This is a genomic window from Sphingomonas sp. VDB2 (assembly GCF_047946695.1).
GTDB classification, from domain to species: Bacteria; Pseudomonadota; Alphaproteobacteria; order Sphingomonadales; family Sphingomonadaceae; genus Sphingobium; species Sphingobium bisphenolicum.
This window is the reverse complement of the sequence record NZ_CP159615.1, coordinates 131,035-150,473: the sequence shown is the minus strand read 5'-3', so window position 1 is coordinate 150,473 and position 19,439 is coordinate 131,035. Positions and strand designations below refer to the sequence as shown.

Sequence of the window (19,439 nt, the reverse complement as noted above, 5' to 3'; positions counted from 1 at the left end):
AAATCCAATCATATCAATGGGTCCTGACCCTAGCGCGGAAAGCGGCAGCACAAGCGAATCTGCGTCTTCTACCCTCGATGTCATAAACTTCGATGTTCGTCAGGCGATAGCCAATGCGGAGCGATCAGCAGCTCGATCAGCCTCGCCACATCGATCCTTCTCGATGGAATTGTCTGGGCAAATCCTTGGAAAAGATGGCCTCCGCAACCGGTATCTCCGCGATGCGGACAACAGTCGTGGAACCTTCGACATAAACGCCCCAATCACATCATATGAACAGTCTTCGGTATTGTCCAAAGGCCGGCTATCTAACGATCCAGGTGGAGGACTTTCCGATGGGGACGGGTCTTTCAAGACCCGCGATTGATATAGGATCCATTCAATGGGTTTAACGGATTTCCAATCCAAAATGTGCCCGATCTTGGATCAAGTGGATCTATGTAATATGGTAAGCCGGACGGCCCTCGTCTGTGATCAAACAGATCGAGATGACCTATATCAGCATCAGTGTCTTCAGTTAGAAGATCATCGGTGCCAGCAGCATTGAGCCGGGTCCTCAAGACGCCGAACGCTAAGATGAAAAGCATGAGGGGTGGAAAAAACGCGACTACGAAGTAGCCCGCAAGACCCGGCTCGTTCATCCAGCTCAAAACATCCATCTTGTACGAGAGGCTGCGCAAGAGCCAATAAATCAGCGCCAGGCTCCACCAGATTTTCGCGTACCAGGGCGCCCATGCCCAACGTCGCAATCCTAAGGGCTGGCCTTCGTCACTGACGACAGGCTCGGATTGATCATCGATCATATCAACCATCTCAGCCTCCAAGCAGCAGAGAACCACGCTCTCGCGTCGATCCTCTTATCTTTTACTCAATTCATTATCCCCCCTCCACGTGAATCGTCGAAACCACCCTCAACTCAAGTGGGCGGCGACAAGCATGGCGCATGTTATAATTCACTCTCGCTCGGCCGCTCGGCGTCTTGCCGACGTCACCATCGCGGGATCGAGCTGCGGCCGGTTCCACCGGCTGGCAGCCCCCACCACCAGCAAATCCTCCGCATGGGTCAGGAACGTGAACACCCTGTTCGTTACCTCGATCATCAAGGATTTCATCTCTTCATCCGATATGCGGGAGACGCGTGTCCAAGGGATCTCTCCAAAGGGAGTCACGACTTTCACATCGCTGAAATCGCCTGTCTTACTGCCGGGGACCAAGCCCGCATGGAGATCTTCAAGGCTGGTATTCCGAACGCATTGTTCGACAAGCGCCAGGGTAAAAAAGACTTTTTCGTCGTCCGTCATCTCATCGGACATGATGATTTCTCCGAGGCATGCATTGCCATCGACGCCCATTCATCAGTCTGAGCGCGGCAATCCTCTGACGCCAAGAATAGCACTGCTCGCCGACGGCCTCATCCGGTCCATTGATTGGGGCTAAAGCGCGACCCTTGTTGCGAAGGCCTGCTCGATCACCTCGATATGAGCCGATGGCGGGGATGTGCGACAGAAATCCTGGAAATCGATATAGCCAAGGTCGCGAAGTGCGCCCGCAATCAGATAGCGGGTATCGTCGTCCCGAGCCGACTTCATCAGACCCTTGAGGGAAAGCAGACGTTCTTCGAAGGTCATGAACCATCCTCCCGATGCGAATCGTGCGCGATCTGCTCATCATTGCGAAGGCGCAAATGTCCTGCAAGCGGGCCGTTCGATCCTCGAAAGACGGATGGATTAGCGCCGACGAAAGTTTCAAATGGGAGATCGGCCCCGCCATCGCGGGGCCGACGACCTTCATCCGTTGAGTTGATCCTTCACCGCCTTGGCGGCCGAAAATCCTAGCTTTTTCGACGCTGCTATCTGGATCGTCGCGCCGGTCGAGGGATTGCGGCCCTCGCGCGCCGCGCTTTCCTTCACCTTGAACTTGCCAAAGCCGTTCAAGGAAACTTCGTCGCCCTTGGCCGCCGCCGCGGCAATTGCCGAAAAGACCGTATCGACGGCCTTGCGCGCGTCGGCCTTGGAGAGCCCAAGCTCGCCAGCCACGGCATCGGCGAGATCACTATTGTTCATGAGGTGCCTTTCAACAAAACAAGTCCACACCCTTAGACGGTGGAGTTTGACTGGAGCAAGGGGCGGGAAGCACCACGCGATCAGGGATCGATCACGACTATGGACAGTTTCGGGACCCTTCCGCTATCGAACCGCCATGAGCATCGTCGCAACCATCATGAACTCGGCTACCGGTCAGCCTATCCAGAAAATGACCTTCGGGCGAATGCCCAAGCCCTGGGCCATTTTCAACCTCGCGTCCGGCGAACGCGTGAGCGCCGACCGGGTCCATGTGGGGAAGCCGGCGCCCGGAAAGTTCGTGGCGCCAGTCGAAGTCTGGGTGACGCCTAAAACGGGCGGCTAGAATGCGTAGCGATGACGCCGTTCCTCTGGTCGGCCCGCGCGTTGATCAACTGCGGGCCATTCTCGAACGCCTCCGCTCTCCGTCCGGCAATTCCATCTCCCGCGCGCGCCAAGTTGTAGAGATGTAGGTTCCCCTTAGTCGTCGCGGGCCAGGGTGGGACCGCCATTGGCGCGAACTGGAGGCGTATCTCGACACCCCGGGCGATTGGTCAGGCCAGGCCTATGAGGGCCAGGATGGAGACGAAACCGACGAGGACGAGGAATGACCGCAAGCGATCTTGTCGAGCTCCTGACGGCTAGGCTCGTTCGCGATCAAGGTGGCGCCCGGCATCAATGTCGCAAACACTTCGGCCAGGCTCCATATCGATGGTGAGCGTACGCACCGGCATTTCAACTGGGCGATTTCGAGCCGGAGCCAAGACATGCCCTCGGGACCGGCGCTGAAGTGGATGGCCCCTAGCGCTTCAGACCTTTGGCCATGTTCACATGCGCTGTCACGATAGGCACCAGTGTCGAGGCGAAGGATTTGAGCGAGGCGACGTCGCCGCTCGCAGCATAAGCCTTCAATGTGTCGAGGGTCATCTGATGCGCGCTGATCTGGGCATCGGCATAAGCCGCGTCGAACGCTGCACCTTCCTTGCCCTTGAGCGCTTCAAGCGTCTGAACCTGCTCTGGTGTGAGGGCGGGGTCGGGCGTGATCGCCGGCACGGCCCCGCCAGCCGCCGCTTTGAGCTTTGCCGTCGAGTCCGTGTGGGCCTTGATCATCGACTGGGCAAAGGCTTTTGTCGCGGCCGACGCGGCGCTGCCGGCAGCCAGCTTGGACGTCTCGATCTCAAAATTGTCGCTGGCCGCTGCCGCATTGGCAAAGGCCTGACCGGGGCTGATCGCGGGCACGCTTTGTGCGGCCACCGCATTCGCCGTGTTCGTGCTGCTATTCTCGGCGATGGGATCAGCTTTCTTGCCGCAGGATGCCAGCGCCAACGCGGCCACCGACACGGTCATGAGAATGCTGCGCTTCATTATCTGTCTCCCGTCGGCGGGTCACCGATGGGGCATCAACATTCGTCGCGCTACCTCGTTCCGAGGGACCTTTCCTTCCATTGTGCCGTTGACGGCGAGAGTGCGTGAACGTCACGCCATCGCGCTGCATTTGAAAGGCAAAGCATGGGCATCTTCGGCAAGATCATGGACAAGATTTTCCATCACGACGCGAAAGCCGCAGCGCCAGCCTCTCCTCCACCGCCCGCCCCTCCGTCGCATCCTGCGTCGCCGAGCCCCACGGTTGCCGCGCCCCCTCCCCCTGCGGCCACCCCCGCGCCGGCTGCCCCGGCGGTAGATGTTGGCGCTGTGCTTGCGGCGATGGCGGACATGAAGGGTGGCGGAGGCAATTATCAGAGCTCCATCGTCGATCTACTCAAGCTGTTGGACCTCGATTCAAGCCTTGTCGCGCGCAAGGAGCTGGCCGCAGAACTCAATGTGCATGCCGGCGAAGACGGCAGCGCGGAGCAGAATATTGCCCTTCATCGAGCCGTCATAGCCAAGCTGGCCGAAAATGGCGGCATCGTCCCAGACAGTCTGCGCGCGTGATCGAGCGGGCAGCCTGGAAGATATCATCGTGACTCGGCTTGAAGAATTGAGACACGCCATGGACGCAGCTGCCGCGGCGCTGAATTTCGATGAAGCCGCCCGTCTGCGCGACATGATCAGCCTCGTGCGGGCCGGCGGCGATCAGCCCGCAACGGATATCGACCCACAGGGTCTTAAGCGGCAGCAGCCTGGTGCGATGGGTCTGGGTACGAGCCAGCAGCGCGTACGCCCGCCAGCGGGCTGGGTGCGTCCCAAAAAGCCAGATCCCATGACAAGAGGTCGCAGTCGCAGGGCAAAGGGTCTCTCTAAGAGAGATGAGCTATAGCGCAGCAGACCACGCGGTCAGCTTTGCACGGCGAAACTTTTCAGACGGAGGTCGAAATACGGTTCGCCGCCCTCGGCGATGGTGAGCCGCTGCGGCCATCGAACGCCGCCGTTTTCCATTTCCCCGGAAAATTCGAAGCGCTGATCGACTATGGCAGACCCGTTCACGGCAGGAATGCGGTTGGTGGCCCAGGCGAGCCGTGCGTCCGTGTCAAATCCCAATATCGTTTCAGGAGCCAGGGGATGGCGGGCGATCAGGCGGTCGGGTAAAAAACCAGGCGCCCATGACGCGTCCTTATCTTGCAAACTGACAAGGCGCATCAAGCCGTAGATGGCATATTGCGCCCGCTCGTGCGCGAGCATGGCGGCCACATACCATGCGTTGCCCGTTCCGCTCAATCCAGCCTTGCTCGCCCTCGACGATGAGGGAGCGTTTGTGCGTCGGCCCTTCGCTTGTAAGCCAGCTGTCGGACCTGGCGCGCACAAAGGGTTCGACATGCGTCACCATATCGATCTCCACCGTGCGGCCGCCTGCCGTAACCGTTGCAGCCCCCGACCATTGGAGGATCCTGGCGCGTCTCAAAGCCCGGTCCCCACCTGCACGCGCTATAGCGCGCTCGAGCAGGTCTGGCGCGCGCGCCGCGATCAGTGCTGCGCCACTTGCAATCAGGAAGGTCCGGCGATCGAACATGTGTCCAAAGATAACGCTGTACCCACATCATGCCAGCGGGAATCCCTCAGGATGAAGGCTTTTGATGCCATGCGATTGTGATCTGACGGACCTACGCGGGCCTCGATCACGGTTACGCAGCGAGCCTGACGGCAGGGCTCTGCTCGAAAGGCACTTGCGTCACCTCGTCGGTATGCACCTTGAAGCTTTCAAGGCGCACATTGCCGAATGCCGTCGTCAACGCCGTATCGGCTGCATCGCGACCGCAGGCCATAAGAATCCGTCCGATCCGCGGCACACGGTGCCGCGCGTCGAAGCTATGCCATTGCCCGCCCAGATAGACTTCGAACCAGGCATGAAAGTCCATCGGGACGTCGACGGGGTCTATGCCGATATCGCCCAGATAGCCGCTGCAATAGCGGGCGGGTATGTTCATGCACCGGCACAGCGCCACTGACAGATGGGCAAAGTCCCGGCACACGCCGACCTTCTCCTGATAGGCTTCCCAGGCGGTGCGGGTCGAGCGGGCATAGGCATAGCCATAGGTCAAATGGCTGTGCACGAAATCGACGATTGCCTGAACCCGCTGCCAGCCGGGCGGAATGTGTCCGAAGAGCCACCAAGCCTCGTTGGATAGGATGTCCGTGTCGCAATAGCGGCTCGCGACGAGATACATGAGAATGTCCGCGGGAAGTTCCGCTATCGGGTGCTGCACGGCCTCCGGGCTTTGGCGATCAACGGTTCCGGGGTCTGCGATCACGAAATCGCAGGCTATGGTGGAGCGCCCGGCGGGCAATGTCATGCGCGTGCAGATGTTGCCGAACACGTCCCGATAGTCTTCCATACCCATGGCACGATCGCTGACCAGACGGTGGGTCGTCTGCAGATCGTTCCATCGCTCGGGACGGACGCTCATCATCGAAATCAGCGGCGTGGGAGCATAAGCCTCGAACATGAGGTCATAGCCGGCACGGATCAGCATGGTGGAGGCTCCGACAGAAATTTGGTGGGTCCGCTATGAGAATGCGGCGACATAAGTGCATGAACATTCAACTGGTTTCAGGAAAACTGGATTTCCAGTGCGACAGCGATGCCTAGAAAAGAGGTTAAGCCCGACGGCCTGCAAGATAGCTGCCCCTCAAAGACGATTGCCCCCGCGCACGGCGGGGGCGTTCATGTCAGTTGTCGGTGCCCGGCTTGGTCGTCTTTGGCGCCTTGCCATCTTCGATCCGGCCTTCGTTGCGCAGATCGCGACCTTCCTGAGCCTTTTCCTTCGCTTCGGCCGAATTGCCGTGCTCGTAAGCTTCTTCCTTCACGTAACCGGCGGCTTCCTTGAGTTCACCTTTGATGCCCATGAATATCTCCTGTCGGTATATGTCATGCTTGGTCATGACAGGTGTAAAGCGCATCAGAAGGGGTTTTGCTCCGCTTTGAGGATTGAAAGCAGACTATATCGCACTGATCATGCGGAACAGATCACAGTCGAACCAGCCAATTTGAAACATGGATCAACTATTCTTCCTGATCGGAATATATTGGCAGACAAAATTGGGGCCATGCGGTTGAGAACCGGGTATCAGATGAACGTGGAGACCTGTGTCACCCGATCTTGCACTGAGGCAGAAAGCCTGCTCGGCCTCGTACAGATCGTCGCGATGGGGATCGCTCCAGTGTCTGATCGATTTTAGCGCTCGCGATTTTGCTTTTGGCTCGCTGTCGGCGACCACGAAGAGATTGCGGTGCCGCTCGGCAAATTCTCCCGGTTCGTAACCGCCCAGATTAACGAAATAGAGCCTCTCCATCCCGGTGAAAGGCTCCGGACGGAGCGTGACATCATAACCATCGGCGTGGGTGATTTCCGCCCAACAATCGATGTGCAGGCTCTTTGGGATGCCCCACCACTGACGCCTGAGTTCGGCGTGCGTCTCCTCGATCCTGTTGGCGACCACGAAACGCACGTCATGGATCTCGATATTGGCGCCGGGAAACTCCCCACCGACATAGATGGCGAAGAGCTTCATCACCAGGCGGACCGTCCCTCGGTTGCCGAGGGAAGAGCGTAAAATTCGACCCCGTTGCGCCTGATCGCCTTGGCAAGCTCTTCACCCACGACGAGCCCCATTTCATGAGCGCTGGTAATCCCCTGGATAAAGGGATGCCGCCCCATGAGGAAAGGCAGGCTTAGGCAAAAAAGCTGATCGGTAGGGATGTCTGGCGAAACCGGGTGGAACTGGTCGTCGATCACGATCCCCCTGGTCGGACCAGGCGCATCGTCAGGAGCGACATCGCGAACGATCCCTTGATCGCGGAGTGACGCAAAGGGAAAATCCTTTGTGGACAAAGCCCTCTGTCCCATTGCCTCGATGAAGACGGGAAAATGTGTCTGTTCGGAACCTAAATCCAGCACGGCGCCGCTCTCGGGTCTATGACTGTCGATCCGGTACCCCTCGCCCACTGCCATGACGGACAGCTTTCCAGCTGCATGAAGCGCCAGCATGCGCTTGATGGATACATGGGGAACAGTGGCATAGTCATCGACGAAAATCGGCTTGAAATGGCGCGAGAAGCGTCGGAACTCCTCGTCGTTCAGATGCGGTACCAACTCCTGGATCACCTCATGCATGCGCAGGATCGCGTAGCGCCAAGGCACTGTATAGCGCCGTGCATAGTCGCGCTGTGCTTGCTCCAGATTTGCCTTGGCCCACATGAAGGGATCGGTCGCGATCCGGTCGGCAAAGTAGCTGTCGCAAAATGCCTCCATATCGAGCTTATGCAGTTCGATCTTGTCGGCATAGTCCGGATCGGCGACTTCCAGCTCCCGTTTGAAGAGGCCAAAGGCCCGATCGAGAAGATCCGGCCGCTGGTCCGCCACGAGCGCCTCGATTGCTTCTGCCGTACAGAATGACAAGGGCGCATAGGGTATGGGAAAATAGAAGTCCGCTTCAGGGAGCAGGCCTTTGCGCGACAGCATCGTCATATGGAAATCATCTGTGCCGGGCGACGGACAATAGGCGACGTCGCCGGCATCGTCCTCTACGAAGGTGCCATGCGTCACAGCCAGCGCAACGGCGGCATCGATCGCGCTGAGGGATGATCCGCGGATCCCGATCTTGCAGGGCGGAACCTGAGCCAACGCCGTTGCCGGCCAAGGGCTGAGGAAATAGCCGGGTCGAACCTCCGGCTCTTCGGGCCACTGATGTCCCGTGGCTAGGACCACATGGTCGAACTGCTCCTCGAAAGCCGCGCCGCGACCAGATTGAGCAATAAGCGTCATGCCGTCGGAGCCTCCCACGGCATCGACCACCGCGCAATGCGTGCGCACGGTAACATCGATACCGGCCCGCTCTGCCCGCGCGATCATGGCCTCGAGCTGATCGCAGAAATACTCGCCCAGGGCTACGCGTGGATAGAAGGAGCGCTCGTTAATCTCACCGCGTGCAATTTGAAGATTGGCCAGGCGCTCGTCGGGCTGTCGGCTCAACCAGTCGAACAGCGTCTCCTCAAGCGGCGGGATTTCGATGCTGGCGATATTGGAGAGCATGGCCGGATCGTTCCATCCCGGACGGTAGGGCGTCCCACGGCCGACGCTGCCTTGCTTTTCAAAGATGGTCAGGCGGAACGGGCCCGGCTCCTGCTCCAGCAAAGCGTGAAGCGTGTAGATCATTGTCGGACCTGCGCCGACAAATGCAATCGAAGTTGTCATGCGGGGGACAATGCGTGCAACCCTAAAATAGCTCCTGAAAAATCATACTCATCCAGATCAACTTCGCACCTCAGATGAAACTCATCAGCGACCGTAGTGCTTGTTACGCTGCGCCTTGGATAGGTTTTCCGCCAGTATCGCGCACAAGGAGAAAGAATATGCCCGGAAACGAAAATGGGCTCGATCCGCATAATGGTCAGTCCAACGAGCTTCCCCGCCGCGGGCCCGCCGGAGACGTCCGCCCGAACGAGGATGATCTCGATCCCCGGACGAAGGGAAGCAATCGGCAGGAAGATGTCGAAGACCGTCCTTCGGTCGGGACCGTGGAACCCGAAGACTATCCCGAGGGCGACCGCAGTGACGCCCGACCGTGATGAAAAGGCGGAGGATGAGAAGGTGCTTTCGCACTGGGGCGCGTCGGCTTCAGCCGCTCATGTCATAGGTCGCAAGCTATAGGTCAGGCAAGACTTGATCGGCGCGGCCCCAATGCGCCAAATCCTTTGAAGCCGCCCGCTTCAGCATCTCGGCAGCGTCGCCGATATGCCATCGGTCGGGGCTTTCGAGGTCCCGCAACTCCTCCCAGGTTAGCGGCACGGCAATCGGTGCAAAGGGCCGGGAACGCGCACTGTAGGGCAAGACGGCGGTCGCGCCGCGCTGGTTGCGCAGATAGTCGATGAAGATTTTGCCCGTGCGCTTCGCCTTCGCAAGTGCCGCGGTGAATCTTTCGGGGTTGGCTTGGGCCAGCGCCACCGCAAAACGATGTGCGAAATCCTTGACCTGCGGCCATTCCGCCGTCGGCGTCAGCGGCGCAATTACATGCACGCCCTTGCCACCCGTGACCATCGGGAAGGTGACGAGTCCCATCTGTCCCAGCACATCCTGGAGATGGAAGGCAGCGGAGACGACATCCTTGAAATCCAAGCCCTCGTCCGGATCGAGGTCGAATACCAGCCGATCGGCCTTTTCGACATCCTCGATGCGGGCGCCCCAACCATGGAACTCAATGGTGCCCATCTGGACGCAAGTGAGAAGTCCGGCGGGCGTGTCGACAAACATATAGGGCTCCTCGTGCCCGTCCTTCTCCAAAATTCCGACTTGCTTGACGTCATCGCCGAAGCTTCCGGCGTCATGCTTCTGGAAAAAGCATTTCTTGTCGCGGCCCTGTGGGCATCGCACCAGACTGATCGGCCGGCTTCCCGCCCAGGGCAGCATGATCTCAGCCACTGCCACATAATAGTCGGCCAGCTCGCCCTTGGTGAGCGTGCCCTCGGGGAAGATCACGCGGTCGCGATTGCTGATCTTGACGCCGCTGGTCGCGGCCGGCGCCTCAGCAACGGGCGCTTCCACCTCGAGTATCACGGCTTCGGGCTTCTTGTCCTCGCGTAACCCCAGATAGCTCGAGTGGCGCAGCACGCCTTCGTCCGTGAACTCGATATAGGCCACCTCGGCGACCAGCTTCGGCTTGATCCAATGCGCGCCGCGGACAGCGGCGCGGGGCGCCTCGACCGTCGCTGTCTTCTGCTCCAGCGGCGCCATCAATGCCATCAACCGCTCGATCTCGTCGCCGGTAAAGCCGGTTCCGACCTTGCCGGCAAAGCGTAGCTTGCCCTTCTCGTTGACGCCCAAGAGAAGTGCGCGAAAGCCGCGCTGCTTGTCCGAAGGCGTCCAGCCGACGATGACGAACTCCTGCCGCCGGATGCATTTGGTCTTCACCCAGGAGCCGGACCGGGACCCGGAGTAGCGCGCATCGACACGCTTGGAGATGACGCCCTCGAGACCTGCGCCGCAGAAGCTCTTGAACAGTTCCTCGCCGCGTCCGACGATATGATCGGAGTAGCGCAGATGGCCCCTGCCCTCGCCAATCAGCGCCGCCAGCATCTCCTTGCGTTCCAACAGCGGGCGCTGTGTCAGATCTTCTCCGTCGAGTTCGAGCAGGTCGAATGCGACATAGTCGATTTTGCCGGGATCGCCCTTGAGCGCCGCTTGCAGGGCCTGAAAGCTGGTGCGCCCGTCGGGCAGGATCACGACCGCCTCGCCATCGATAAGCGCGCTTTCCGCGTCCAGACCAGTGGCATCGCCGATCAGTCCGGCAAAGCGGTCCGACCAGTCCAGCCCCGAACGGGTATAGGCCCGCCCCTCCCCGCCACCGATCGCCAGCAGCGTGCGATAGCCGTCATATTTGAGTTCATGGATCCAGCGGTCGCCCGGGGGCACATGGTCGACCAGTGCCGCGAGCTGCACCGGTTGAAACGGGGGAAGCGTACCGACCGCCTTTCGTTTCCTGGCTGACTTGACCGGACTTGCAGATTTCGCCGCCGGTTTCGCACTCTTTCGCTCGCGCACGGCTTTGCCGGCGGCGATCTCGTCCATCGAGCGCCCGGTATCGACGCTGGTCAGATGGATACCCACAAGATCATCCGAGCCGCCTGCGAACGCGTCGTTCACCTTGCGCAGGATCCAGTTCTCGCCCTTCTCCCTTCCCCGTGGTTTCAGGCGAAACAATATCCATTCGCCCTGCATGCGCCGGCCGTGCAGGATGAAATGAAGATGTCCCTCCGGCAGCGTCTCGCGCGGGTCCTTGCCCGGGATCGATTCCCATGTGCCATTATCCCAGAGCATGACGGTCCCGCCGCCATATTCGCCCTTGGGGATCGTTCCCTCGAAGCGGGCATAATCGAGGGGGTGATCCTCTGTCCGGACAGCAAGGCGCTTATCGTCCGGGTTGACGCTCGGGCCCCGCGTCACCGCCCAGCTGACCAGCACGCCATCAAGCTCGAGGCGGAAATCATAATGGAGGCGGCTCGCCGCATGTTTCTGGACGACGAAGCCGTTGCCTGTGCTTGGCAGCTCCGCACCCGCAGGCTCGGCGGTGCGCGCAAAGTCCCGCTTGGCCCGGTAGGTGGCGAGGCTGTCGTCTGTTGTCTTGGTCTGCTTGCCTGCCATGCTGACGCGGTCCAATCCCTTTGCGCTTCAATCCGCGGATTGGAGGACTCGTTCCGCCCGCAAACCGTCAAACTGACGGATCGGTTTCAGGCATCCGGATCGAGGTCCCGCGCAAACCGGTAACTCGTTTGCTCGAACTGCAAGGTCCTGAAGAAACCGTGCGCGTTCCTGATCTCGATATCGCTCATCGCTTCCACGCGCGTGCATCCCGCTTTGCTGAGGTCGCCAGAGGCCGCTTTGAACAAGTCTGTCGCAATGCCGCGGCGACGGTGATCCTCGTCGACCAGGATCATCGTGATACGCCCGATCAGCCCGTATTGGATCGTGGGCACGTACGCCCAGGCGCAGCATCCAACCAGCATGCCGAGTTCAGCAACGACCATGCCACCCTTGGCTTTGCGTGCCGCTTCGAGATTGCGCGCTATTCCAGGTTCGTCGATGTCGACATGTGCCAGCTGCCGCAACAGCTTTGCCAGCCCGGCGGCGTCGCCCGGCCTCACAACGCGAATGTCGAGCTTCGGCGCAGGTGCGGGCGGAGGCGGAGACAAAGCATCGGTGTGAGCACGGACATTGGGCCTCGCTTCCGTCTGCGACCGCCCGCCGCCGCCCTTCGACGGACGGCTTCGCCGTTCGACATCGGTCTTCTGCTCCCCGGTGGATTGCAGCGCTTGCCTTCCAGACGTTGCATGTCCGACGTCTGATTTTCGGGTGGCGGCATTCTTGCGCCGAGGCCGGATGACGGGCGCATTTTCGACATCGTCATCCTGCCCGGTCGATCTATCCGGCTTTGAAGCGGCACGGGCCGGCACAGTTTCAGCCGAGGCCTTCCACGTGCTCACAGACCCTTTGCGCAGATAGGATTCGATATCGCTGGCGGATGCCGTCAACCCGGCCTCACCGATCCCGAGCAGCGCCTTTCCATCCGCCTGCGTCAGCCCGAACTTGCCATAATCTCCCGAGCCGGGCTTGCGCCGGCGTGATTTGACGAGCTTGAAGCCGCGGTGCTCCGCCATTTCGCGCAGTCTCTGATCGATGGTCTCGTCGGGCATATCTTCATAACCCGCAATCGGGGCGCCGGTTCAGACGGCATGGCAGGCGCTGCTGGCTCGCCATGACTCGCTTGGGCGCGCGAGGGATTCGCTTCGCCGCATGCACTGGAACGGCGGAGTCCGCCGCACGCTGAGCCGGCATGCGTGCCTGCCGTATCAAAACCTCATCGATGATCGACCGTGTCGCATTTGACGATGATGCGCGCGTCCTGAGCGTCTCGTTCAAGCAGACGGGCAAATATCTCTATTATGAGGTGCCCGCGACCATCTTCGAGGCGCTCTGCAAAGCCAGTTCCGCGGGCGCCTTCTTCAACGAACAGATCAAGGGACGTTTCCAGTGCCGCCGCGATCCGGAGCGGCGACGCTTTGGCCCAAATGCCTGACGATTCTCATGCTTCACCCAGCACCCGATAAACCGACATCAGGTGACGGCCGGCTATCGCCCGCGCGCGGGGCGAACGTATCGTTTCCTCGTTGGTTTCATGCAGCATGGTCAGCATGTCGAGGACGTCTTGGCGCGGAGTACCCGCCTCCATAAGATGGGTGCCCATCAGCGCGAGCAGATTGCTCCACAAGGTGATGGCGCCCTCCGCAAAGGCAGCATCATCATCGTCGTTGCTAGAGGCGCGAACGATATCGACCACGTCTCAAGCCCGCTTTTTTGCCGGCGTCTTGGCAGGGCCTTTCGCCGCCGCTTTCTCGGACTTCGCGGCAGCTTTGGCGGCCGGCTTCTTGGCCGGTGCCTTGGCGCCTGCCGCGCCGCCCGCCGGCCCGATCGATTTCTTGAGTGCCGCCATCAGGTCAACGACATTGCTGCCGCGCGGATCGGAGCCCGCGTCGCTGTCGTCATCGATATTGAGCGTCTTGCCTTTTTTCTTGCGTTCGATGAGGTCCTTCAGCGCGTCGACATAGCGATCGTGAAACTCGCTCGCATCGAACTTGCCGGTCTTCTTGTCGATCAGCGTGGTGGCCAGATCGAGCAGTTCCTCGTCGGGATCGGCGTCGCCGATCTCGCGAAAATAGCTCGCCGCCTTGTTGACCTCGTCAGCATAGCGAAGCGTTTCCATCACCAGGCCGCGGCCGCAGGCCTTGATACTGACGACATATTCGCGGCCGCGCATGGCGAGCTGTCCAAGACCGATTTTGTGACTGCGGCGCAGTGCCTCGCGCAGGACGATGAAGGCCTCTTCGGCGAGGTCGTCGGCGGGCACGACATAATAGGGCTTCTCGAAATAGATGGCGTCGATCTCGTGACTATCGACGAACTGGGTGAGCTCGAGCGTCTTCTTGCTCTCGAGCTTCACCCCCTCGATCTCCTTCTCGTCGAGGAGGACATATTCGCCCTTGGCATATTCGAAGCCCTTGACGATGTCTTCAACGTCGACCGGGCCGATGCCGGGCACGACCTTCTCATATTTGATGCGCTTGCCCGAGGGTTCGTGAATCTGATTGAAGGCGATTGTCGCGCCGCTTTTTGTCGCTGAGTAAATTTCGACCGGGATCGAAACCAGCGCCAGCCGGATCTGGCCTCGCCAATAAGGTCGTGCTGCCATGATCGTCTCCTATGCCAATGCGTGGCTCAACCCGCGGCCGGTATGCTCGTTCCACTCGCAGTCGCTCCCCGCTAATAGTTGCTCGGTTGCTGCAACGGATGAGAACTCAGCGCGTTGGCGGAAAACAGCGCGTCGGCTGTCGAAGCCTATCTGAAAAGCTGATACCCATTTCGGGGGAAAGTTGATGTCCAAGGCGCACCCGCTTGCGGCCACGCCGCCGATGGAAGCAAAGCTCGTCGACGTGCTTCCGGTCGGACCCGGTTGGCAATATGAACCGAAATGGGATGGCTTCCGCGCAATCGCCTCGCGTTTTGGCGACGCGATCGAGATCATGTCGAAGTCGGGCAAGAGCCTCGCGCGCTATTTTCCGGAGATCGTGGCAGTACTGGCTGCAACCGATGAACGCGATTTCGTTGTCGATGGCGAACTGATCCTGCCCGTTGGCGAGATATTATCCTTCGATGCCCTCCAGGCGCGCCCACATCCTGCGGAAAGTCGAATTACGAAGCTTTCCGTCGAGACGCCGGCCAAGCTGATGTTGTTCGATTGCCTGGCGCTGGGCGGGCGCAGCTTGATTGAAGCACCGCTTGAAGACCGCCGCGCGGCGATCGAGCGGTTCCATGCCCAGGAGGTCAATCCGACATTGCTCCTCTCGCCGGCGACAGGGGATGAACGCCAGGCTACTTGGTGGCTTCAAAAGAGCGGCGGCGCGCTTGATGGCGTGATCGCCAAGCCATTGGGTGTAGGGTACCAGCCGGGCGCACGCGCCATGCGCAAGATGAAGCGGCACCGTACGGCCGATTGCGTCGTCGGGGGTTTCAGGCGCAGCAAGAGCGGGTCAGAGGTCGCGTCTCTGTTGCTGGGACTTTATGATGATGCCGGACATCTCAACCATGTCGGTTTCACGTCGGCGCTGGCTAATGAGGATAAGGCGGTTCTGACAAAAAGGCTCGAGGCGCTGATCCAAGTACCAGGCTTCACCGGGAAGGCGCCTGGAGGCCCCAGCCGATGGAACGACGGCAAGGAGAGCCCCTGGCATCCGCTCGCCCCTGAGCTTGTCGTCGAGGTACAGTATGATCAGGTCACAGCCGATCGCTTCCGGCACGGGACAGCGCTGGTGCGGTGGCGCCCGGACAAGGCGCCACATCAGTGCCGCATGGACCAGCTACAGTATGAACTGCGTCCGTCCGAGCTGTTCGACCTACAACCTGTCGGTGATAGCAAAGGATGAACGACGGAAATCCGCATCAACGCGCGTTGTCGCTTCGACTTCGCATCGGGAGGCAAGTTGCCTTGTCACCCCTCCCCCTCGATTTCAGGTGAAGCATTTCGATATTGCGGCGTCTCAGGGGTTCGCAGGAAGGAGAGCGTCACAATGCCCCCCAGAGCAAGTTCCGCCTCCCAACGTACAAACACGAGCGGAATAGCAGCGGTCATAAGCAGCGTGGCGACAGCGTAGCGTCCGTTAAGGCGCCGAACATAGCCAGCTTCCAAACGCTCGTCGATCTCGCCCTGCGCGATACCGACCCTCCATTTGAGCCACCAGCACAGCGACGCGAAGGAAAGTGCGCAAACATAGAAATGGGCGCCCGCGATCCGAGCGTCCTGGTCGAGGATATTCTCGGCAAAGGCACGCGTCGGCACTGCGATGAAGCCGACCGCGGCCAGGAATAGCAGGGTCGCGAGCAGAAAACGATGCCCAGCGGTGCGGTAGATCGCGCCAACGAAATGATGGTTCACCCAATATATGCCAACCACCAGCGCCGAGAGGCCATATCCAAGATAGGTGGGCCATAGTTCAAGCAGCTTTGGCGCCATAGAATTTGTCGGCATGCGGAATAACCACCTCGACCGCCGGGATGGTGAACGCGATGGCGAACACCGCGTCGGCGAAGGCCTCCATCCGCGTCGTTGCGCGCACGACCCCGTCGCCTTGGTGGGCGTCGAGACGAGGCGCCTCCTCCGGATCCACGCGGTCGCCCGCCCGCGTCACGCCCGGCTGGTTTCAGGGGGCAAGTGCTCAGCCAACGCCGCGATAGTCAGACCCGAGAAGTGAGACATTGCGACACCATCGAGCAGGATCGGATGCTCGATCGTCAACCTGGCCTCCTTCTGATGCTCCTGATCGAGCGCCAACCATGCCCGCACCGCGCCTTCAAGGTTGGTGACCTCGGCAATATCCTGTCCGCCACGCGCGACATTTTCGAGCCCCGCACTGATTGACCAATCGATTGCGGGAGTCTTCGTCGTATCGCTCCAGCTTGCTTCACTCAAATTGAAGGCCTCCGCCAAGATTTCGTTCAGGTCATTCTCTCGGCACAGCGCGTAGTGGTTCCGGGAAGTTCCACCGCAAGGACAGGAAGCTATGCCGGATCACAAACGCGAAAGCAGATCTGCCTTCTTGGCCGAAAACTCGTCGTCCGTCAGTATGCCCTTTGCGTGCAGTCCGGCGAGCGCTTCGATCGTCGCGACTATGCCGCCGTCAGGTTCGGCGGCAGCAGCTCGCGGCTTCGCATGAACCCCGGCGACGGCTGTGCCATCCCCCGAAGGCCCGCCTTCATCAGGTGCCAGTTCGCCGATCGATCGGCCGTCCGTCGACACCACCGCAAGGCTGTCCACCCGGACGAGACCATATTGAGTGGTCAGAGTGAGCGACTGACCGTCACCCTGCTGCTGGCCGAACCCGATAATCTGGTGATCGGCCGTATCATAGAGCGTGATCTGCCCGCCTCTCTCAATAGCAAGGCGATGCATTGCGGGGAAAACCGCATAATGCATGTCGTTCTGCGATCCGCTCGAAGCCGGGTTACCCAGTGCAACCGGCCATCGGCCGCTCTCGTTCGACGCAGACATGTCCGATGCGGTAACGCGCGTCAGGGCCGAGACATCGGCTCGCAAGGCCGTCGCAAGGTCCTCCGCCAGAGCCGCAACCCTGGCTTTCAGGCCATGATTAAACATGTTGCCGATCATCAGCATGCCGCCGCGCGACCATTGTCCGAGACCTCCCAATTCGGCATGGTTGAATTGCGCCTGATTACCGCCACCTGCCGCCATCGCCTGTAGCAGCGTCGCTGCGGCCTCACGGCTGACGCCGTGGCGATCGGCCAGTTCATCGACCAACCGGGCACCCTCTTGCGTCAGGTTTTCCAGCGCCTTCATTTGGGTGGTGCCACTGTATGGGCATAGGTTCCGATGAGTTCGCCCTTGGCGATCACATGACCTTTCGCCTGCGTCAGCACCGCGTCGCGATCTGCGCCCGCTGGCACCGTCAGCATCCGGTCGAGCGCCATGATCTGAAAATGATAATGGTGCGGCGGATCGCCGACCGGCGGACGCGGCCCATAATAGCCGGTCGACCCGCGCGTGGTTCGCCCCTGAAGCAGGCCTTCCGGCTCGGTCAGCCGGGGCTGTTCCTGCACGCCTTCCGGCAGCGCCGTAACGGAGGCCGGTATATTCCAGGCGACCCAGTGGACGAAGGGCGACGCGGGCTTGGCATCGGGATCTTCGACGATGAGCGCGTAGCTTTGCGCGCCGGGCACGGCGTTCCATCGTAGCGCGGGAGACGCGCCGTCGGCATAGTCGCTATGCTTCATCGGGATTGCGCCATTAGGCTGGATCGTTGCCGATGTGATACCGATTACTCCCCGCGCCGATGTTTCGGGTCGCGCGAGGGCCAGCGGCACATCGCTTCCCTTGCCCGTCTGGCGAACCATCGCAACCGCCGGCGCCATCGTCGTCACCGCATTCTTCCGGCCTTTTCCATAAGCGATGCGGTAGATCACCCCATTGGCGTCGTCCGCCATCAGCAGCGAGCCGTCCTTGGCGACCGCAAGGCCCATGGGCCTGGCGATATGCGTCTGCCCGCCATCGGTCAGGAAGCCGGTCACGAACGGCTCGATTGCCGTCGCCGTGCCGCGATCGAAGCGGATGCGAACGATATTGTAACCCGATGGCCGTTCCCGGTTCCACGAACCGCGCATCGTCGCGAAGGCGTCGCCATTATAGTCCGACGGGAAGGAAGCGCCCTTGTAGAAAAGCATCTGCATCGGCGCTGCATGAGCGTCGTAGCCCAGCACCATCGGAACGCTCTGCGCTTTCCACTGCTCCTTGGTGATCCCGCCCACCGGCGTCGACTGGGGATAGATTTTTCCATCGGCATAGGCATGGGGCCAGCCATAGGCCCTGCCGGCCTCGATGCGGTTCAACTCCTCGGGCTGATCCTCGTCGCCCAGAAAATCGATGCCGTTGTCGAGGCCCCACAGCTCACCCGACCTGGGGTCCCAGTCGAAACCGATCGTGTTGCGCAGGCCGCTTGCGAAGATCGTCCGGCTCTTGCCGTCGGGCGATATACGCAGGATCGTCGCATTCTCGGGATTGCTTTCGTTGCAGACGTTGCAAGTCGAACCAACGCTGAGATACAGCATGTCGTCCGGGCCCCAAGCGATCGTGCGGTTTGCATGCTGCCCTGCGTCGGGAAGATCGCCGGCGAGCATCGTCAGCGGCCCGAGTGTGCCGTCGCCCATGATATCGGCGACGAAGAGCTCCTTGACCGTCACCAGGTACATTTTCGTGCCATGGATCGCGATACCGTGCATACCTGCCCGATTGGCGACGGTCACGGGCATGCCGTCCGCCCGACCGTCACCATCGGCGTCCTTCAGCATCAGCACATCGCCCTGATCGCGACGCGTCAGATAGACCGTCCCATCGGCCGAAACGGCGAGGACACGGGCGTTTTTGAGGCCGGTGGCAAAGGCGGTTACCGTAAAGCCCGGGGGCGCCTTGATGGACGCGATGCGTTCGGGCGTCGCCGGCACCTTGGCGGGTTTGAAGATGGTCGTCGACATCGTGACATGCGTTCCGTCGCCTTGTTGAGCGAAGGCGGTGGACATGGACGTGGACGCGAAGAAGATCGCTGTCGCGAGAACCCAGGAGCGCTTGCTTGATACTTTGCGCGCGGCAACGCAGTCGTCAGCGAGGAGATGGTAATGAGGCATGCAAATCCTTCATGATCGAATTACGCGCTCAACGTCCCAGGCTCTGCAGACGATCCTGAACGAATGGACAGAATTGCGTTGATCCTGATCAAAGTGACGAGCCCCTTCTGGACAGGGCTATCGATGACGCAGATTGAACCTTGCGTCCTGGGCTTGCTCTGCCCGTCGAACAGCGCTGGCCGCCTTACCCTCATAAGCGCGAAGGGTC

General features: G+C 60.5%; 25 protein-coding genes. 6 read left to right on the top strand and 19 right to left on the bottom strand.

Annotated elements, in window-relative coordinates; genetic code table 11:
* Positions 1-350: 350 nt before the first annotated feature.
* The 4 genes from ABT375_RS00770 to ABT375_RS00755 form a co-directional block, all read right to left on the bottom strand.
* A complete protein-coding gene (locus ABT375_RS00770) occupies positions 351-812 on the bottom strand; it encodes a hypothetical protein (RefSeq protein WP_416463716.1) in 462 nt (153 codons plus the stop codon).
* Between the two features lie 141 nt (positions 813-953).
* Entirely contained in the window at positions 954-1,313 is a 360-nt protein-coding gene (locus ABT375_RS00765) for a hypothetical protein (protein WP_416463715.1), read from the bottom strand.
* 120 nt (positions 1,314-1,433) lie between these two features.
* On the bottom strand, positions 1,434-1,628 hold the full coding sequence (locus ABT375_RS00760) for a hypothetical protein (protein WP_416463714.1): 195 nt from the start codon (positions 1,626-1,628) through the stop codon (positions 1,434-1,436).
* A 159-nt stretch (positions 1,629-1,787) separates the two neighbouring features.
* On the bottom strand, positions 1,788-2,063 hold the full coding sequence (locus tag ABT375_RS00755; protein ID WP_416463713.1) for an HU family DNA-binding protein: 276 nt from the start codon (positions 2,061-2,063) through the stop codon (positions 1,788-1,790).
* A 136-nt stretch (positions 2,064-2,199) separates the two neighbouring features.
* On the opposite strand from ABT375_RS00755, the gene ABT375_RS00750 reads away from it, so the two are divergent.
* A complete protein-coding gene (locus tag ABT375_RS00750; protein ID WP_224551076.1) occupies positions 2,200-2,406 on the top strand; it encodes a hypothetical protein in 207 nt (68 codons plus the stop codon).
* A gap of 455 nt (positions 2,407-2,861) precedes the next feature.
* Here ABT375_RS00750 and ABT375_RS00745 read toward each other — a convergent pair whose 3' ends face one another.
* Complete coding sequence (locus tag ABT375_RS00745; RefSeq protein WP_416463712.1) at positions 2,862-3,425, bottom strand: DUF4142 domain-containing protein; 564 nt, start codon at positions 3,423-3,425, stop codon at positions 2,862-2,864.
* A 144-nt stretch (positions 3,426-3,569) separates the two neighbouring features.
* Here ABT375_RS00745 and ABT375_RS00740 point away from each other — a divergent pair, with 144 nt between their 5' ends.
* Together ABT375_RS00740 and ABT375_RS00735 are read left to right on the top strand one after the other, a co-directional pair.
* Positions 3,570-3,992: a DUF3597 family protein gene (locus tag ABT375_RS00740; RefSeq protein WP_416463711.1), complete on the top strand. Its 423-nt coding sequence runs from the start codon at positions 3,570-3,572 to the stop codon at positions 3,990-3,992.
* Positions 3,993-4,020: 28 nt separating this feature from the next.
* A complete protein-coding gene (locus ABT375_RS00735; RefSeq protein WP_416463710.1) occupies positions 4,021-4,317 on the top strand; it encodes a UvrB/UvrC motif-containing protein in 297 nt (98 codons plus the stop codon).
* Positions 4,318-4,334: 17 nt separating this feature from the next.
* Here ABT375_RS00735 and ABT375_RS00730 read toward each other — a convergent pair whose 3' ends face one another.
* The 5 genes from ABT375_RS00730 to ABT375_RS00710 all read right to left on the bottom strand — a co-directional run bounded on the left by ABT375_RS00730 (position 4,335) and on the right by ABT375_RS00710 (position 8,689).
* Positions 4,335-4,688, bottom strand: coding sequence for a hypothetical protein (locus tag ABT375_RS00730; RefSeq protein WP_416463709.1), 354 nt, complete (start codon positions 4,686-4,688; stop codon positions 4,335-4,337).
* 431 nt (positions 4,689-5,119) lie between these two features.
* The gene (locus ABT375_RS00725; protein ID WP_416463708.1) at positions 5,120-5,968 is read right to left on the bottom strand and encodes a transglutaminase-like domain-containing protein; all 849 of its coding nucleotides are present in this window, start codon (positions 5,966-5,968) and stop codon (positions 5,120-5,122) included.
* A 196-nt stretch (positions 5,969-6,164) separates the two neighbouring features.
* Complete coding sequence (locus ABT375_RS00720) at positions 6,165-6,341, bottom strand: hypothetical protein (protein WP_261935126.1); 177 nt, start codon at positions 6,339-6,341, stop codon at positions 6,165-6,167.
* 153 nt (positions 6,342-6,494) lie between these two features.
* Positions 6,495-7,007: a DUF1543 domain-containing protein gene (locus ABT375_RS00715; RefSeq protein WP_416464954.1), complete on the bottom strand. Its 513-nt coding sequence runs from the start codon at positions 7,005-7,007 to the stop codon at positions 6,495-6,497.
* A complete protein-coding gene (locus ABT375_RS00710; protein WP_416463707.1) occupies positions 7,007-8,689 on the bottom strand; it encodes an FAD/NAD(P)-binding protein in 1,683 nt (560 codons plus the stop codon). The genes ABT375_RS00715 and ABT375_RS00710 overlap by 1 nt, the downstream gene beginning before the upstream one ends.
* A 158-nt stretch (positions 8,690-8,847) precedes the next feature.
* Between ABT375_RS00710 and ABT375_RS00705 the strand changes: the two genes are divergently transcribed.
* Positions 8,848-9,063 carry a hypothetical protein gene (locus tag ABT375_RS00705; RefSeq protein WP_416463706.1) on the top strand — a complete coding sequence of 72 codons (216 nt, stop codon included), beginning with the start codon at positions 8,848-8,850 and terminating at the stop codon, positions 9,061-9,063.
* A 76-nt stretch (positions 9,064-9,139) separates the two neighbouring features.
* On the opposite strand, the gene ligD is transcribed toward ABT375_RS00705, so the two are convergent.
* Together ligD and ABT375_RS00695 are read right to left on the bottom strand one after the other, a co-directional pair.
* Positions 9,140-11,632 carry a DNA ligase D gene (ligD, locus tag ABT375_RS00700; protein WP_416463705.1) on the bottom strand — a complete coding sequence of 831 codons (2,493 nt, stop codon included), beginning with the start codon at positions 11,630-11,632 and terminating at the stop codon, positions 9,140-9,142.
* Between the two features lie 86 nt (positions 11,633-11,718).
* Positions 11,719-12,681: a GNAT family N-acetyltransferase gene (locus ABT375_RS00695; RefSeq protein ID WP_416463704.1), complete on the bottom strand. Its 963-nt coding sequence runs from the start codon at positions 12,679-12,681 to the stop codon at positions 11,719-11,721.
* A gap of 170 nt (positions 12,682-12,851) precedes the next feature.
* Between ABT375_RS00695 and ABT375_RS00690 the strand changes: the two genes are divergently transcribed.
* The gene (locus ABT375_RS00690; RefSeq protein WP_416463703.1) at positions 12,852-13,064 is read left to right on the top strand and encodes a KTSC domain-containing protein; all 213 of its coding nucleotides are present in this window, start codon (positions 12,852-12,854) and stop codon (positions 13,062-13,064) included.
* Between the two features lie 6 nt (positions 13,065-13,070).
* On the opposite strand, the gene ABT375_RS00685 is transcribed toward ABT375_RS00690, so the two are convergent.
* Together ABT375_RS00685 and ABT375_RS00680 are read right to left on the bottom strand one after the other, a co-directional pair.
* A complete protein-coding gene (locus ABT375_RS00685; protein WP_416463702.1) occupies positions 13,071-13,325 on the bottom strand; it encodes a hypothetical protein in 255 nt (84 codons plus the stop codon).
* A 3-nt stretch (positions 13,326-13,328) separates the two neighbouring features.
* A complete protein-coding gene (locus tag ABT375_RS00680) occupies positions 13,329-14,234 on the bottom strand; it encodes a Ku protein (protein ID WP_416463701.1) in 906 nt (301 codons plus the stop codon).
* Positions 14,235-14,418: 184 nt separating this feature from the next.
* On the opposite strand from ABT375_RS00680, the gene ABT375_RS00675 reads away from it, so the two are divergent.
* On the top strand, positions 14,419-15,465 hold the full coding sequence (locus ABT375_RS00675; RefSeq protein ID WP_416463700.1) for an ATP-dependent DNA ligase: 1,047 nt from the start codon (positions 14,419-14,421) through the stop codon (positions 15,463-15,465).
* Between the two features lie 65 nt (positions 15,466-15,530).
* On the opposite strand, the gene ABT375_RS00670 is transcribed toward ABT375_RS00675, so the two are convergent.
* The 5 genes from ABT375_RS00670 to ABT375_RS00650 all read right to left on the bottom strand — a co-directional run bounded on the left by ABT375_RS00670 (position 15,531) and on the right by ABT375_RS00650 (position 19,081).
* Positions 15,531-16,052 carry a TMEM175 family protein gene (locus ABT375_RS00670; RefSeq protein ID WP_416463699.1) on the bottom strand — a complete coding sequence of 174 codons (522 nt, stop codon included), beginning with the start codon at positions 16,050-16,052 and terminating at the stop codon, positions 15,531-15,533.
* On the bottom strand, positions 16,033-16,155 hold the full coding sequence (locus ABT375_RS00665; RefSeq protein ID WP_416463698.1) for a TMEM175 family protein: 123 nt from the start codon (positions 16,153-16,155) through the stop codon (positions 16,033-16,035). The genes ABT375_RS00670 and ABT375_RS00665 overlap by 20 nt, the downstream gene beginning before the upstream one ends.
* A 68-nt stretch (positions 16,156-16,223) precedes the next feature.
* On the bottom strand, positions 16,224-16,526 hold the full coding sequence (locus ABT375_RS00660) for a hypothetical protein (protein ID WP_224551079.1): 303 nt from the start codon (positions 16,524-16,526) through the stop codon (positions 16,224-16,226).
* An 81-nt stretch (positions 16,527-16,607) separates the two neighbouring features.
* Positions 16,608-17,393, bottom strand: a complete 786-nt coding sequence (locus tag ABT375_RS00655) for an SHOCT domain-containing protein (protein WP_416463697.1) — start codon at positions 17,391-17,393, stop codon at positions 16,608-16,610.
* On the bottom strand, positions 17,390-19,081 hold the full coding sequence (locus ABT375_RS00650; RefSeq protein ID WP_416463696.1) for a YbhB/YbcL family Raf kinase inhibitor-like protein: 1,692 nt from the start codon (positions 19,079-19,081) through the stop codon (positions 17,390-17,392). Before ABT375_RS00650 ends, ABT375_RS00655 begins: the two co-directional genes overlap by 4 nt.
* Positions 19,082-19,439: the final 358 nt, after the last annotated feature.

What these genes read in the sequence shown, in the direction of transcription:
- ABT375_RS00650 (WP_416463696.1), bottom strand. Translation starts at nt 19,081, where the DNA reads ATGTCGACGACCATCTTCAAACCCGCCAAGGTGCCGGCGACGCCCGAA.
- ABT375_RS00675 (WP_416463700.1), top strand. Translation starts at nt 14,419, where the DNA reads ATGTCCAAGGCGCACCCGCTTGCGGCCACGCCGCCGATGGAAGCAAAG.
- ABT375_RS00760 (WP_416463714.1), bottom strand. Translation starts at nt 1,628, where the DNA reads ATGACCTTCGAAGAACGTCTGCTTTCCCTCAAGGGTCTGATGAAGTCG.
- ABT375_RS00725 (WP_416463708.1), bottom strand. Translation starts at nt 5,968, where the DNA reads ATGCTGATCCGTGCCGGCTATGACCTCATGTTCGAGGCTTATGCTCCC.
- ABT375_RS00655 (WP_416463697.1), bottom strand. Translation starts at nt 17,393, where the DNA reads ATGAAGGCGCTGGAAAACCTGACGCAAGAGGGTGCCCGGTTGGTCGAT.
- ligD (WP_416463705.1), bottom strand. Translation starts at nt 11,632, where the DNA reads ATGGCAGGCAAGCAGACCAAGACAACAGACGACAGCCTCGCCACCTAC.
- ABT375_RS00740 (WP_416463711.1), top strand. Translation starts at nt 3,570, where the DNA reads ATGGGCATCTTCGGCAAGATCATGGACAAGATTTTCCATCACGACGCG.
- ABT375_RS00680 (WP_416463701.1), bottom strand. Translation starts at nt 14,234, where the DNA reads ATGGCAGCACGACCTTATTGGCGAGGCCAGATCCGGCTGGCGCTGGTT.
- ABT375_RS00690 (WP_416463703.1), top strand. Translation starts at nt 12,852, where the DNA reads ATGATCGACCGTGTCGCATTTGACGATGATGCGCGCGTCCTGAGCGTC.
- ABT375_RS00770 (WP_416463716.1), bottom strand. Translation starts at nt 812, where the DNA reads ATGGTTGATATGATCGATGATCAATCCGAGCCTGTCGTCAGTGACGAA.
- ABT375_RS00720 (WP_261935126.1), bottom strand. Translation starts at nt 6,341, where the DNA reads ATGGGCATCAAAGGTGAACTCAAGGAAGCCGCCGGTTACGTGAAGGAA.
- ABT375_RS00715 (WP_416464954.1), bottom strand. Translation starts at nt 7,007, where the DNA reads ATGAAGCTCTTCGCCATCTATGTCGGTGGGGAGTTTCCCGGCGCCAAT.
- ABT375_RS00705 (WP_416463706.1), top strand. Translation starts at nt 8,848, where the DNA reads ATGCCCGGAAACGAAAATGGGCTCGATCCGCATAATGGTCAGTCCAAC.
- ABT375_RS00745 (WP_416463712.1), bottom strand. Translation starts at nt 3,425, where the DNA reads ATGAAGCGCAGCATTCTCATGACCGTGTCGGTGGCCGCGTTGGCGCTG.
- ABT375_RS00755 (WP_416463713.1), bottom strand. Translation starts at nt 2,063, where the DNA reads ATGAACAATAGTGATCTCGCCGATGCCGTGGCTGGCGAGCTTGGGCTC.
- ABT375_RS00765 (WP_416463715.1), bottom strand. Translation starts at nt 1,313, where the DNA reads ATGTCCGATGAGATGACGGACGACGAAAAAGTCTTTTTTACCCTGGCG.
- ABT375_RS00750 (WP_224551076.1), top strand. Translation starts at nt 2,200, where the DNA reads ATGAGCATCGTCGCAACCATCATGAACTCGGCTACCGGTCAGCCTATC.
- ABT375_RS00695 (WP_416463704.1), bottom strand. Translation starts at nt 12,681, where the DNA reads ATGCCCGACGAGACCATCGATCAGAGACTGCGCGAAATGGCGGAGCAC.
- ABT375_RS00710 (WP_416463707.1), bottom strand. Translation starts at nt 8,689, where the DNA reads ATGACAACTTCGATTGCATTTGTCGGCGCAGGTCCGACAATGATCTAC.
- ABT375_RS00670 (WP_416463699.1), bottom strand. Translation starts at nt 16,052, where the DNA reads ATGGCGCCAAAGCTGCTTGAACTATGGCCCACCTATCTTGGATATGGC.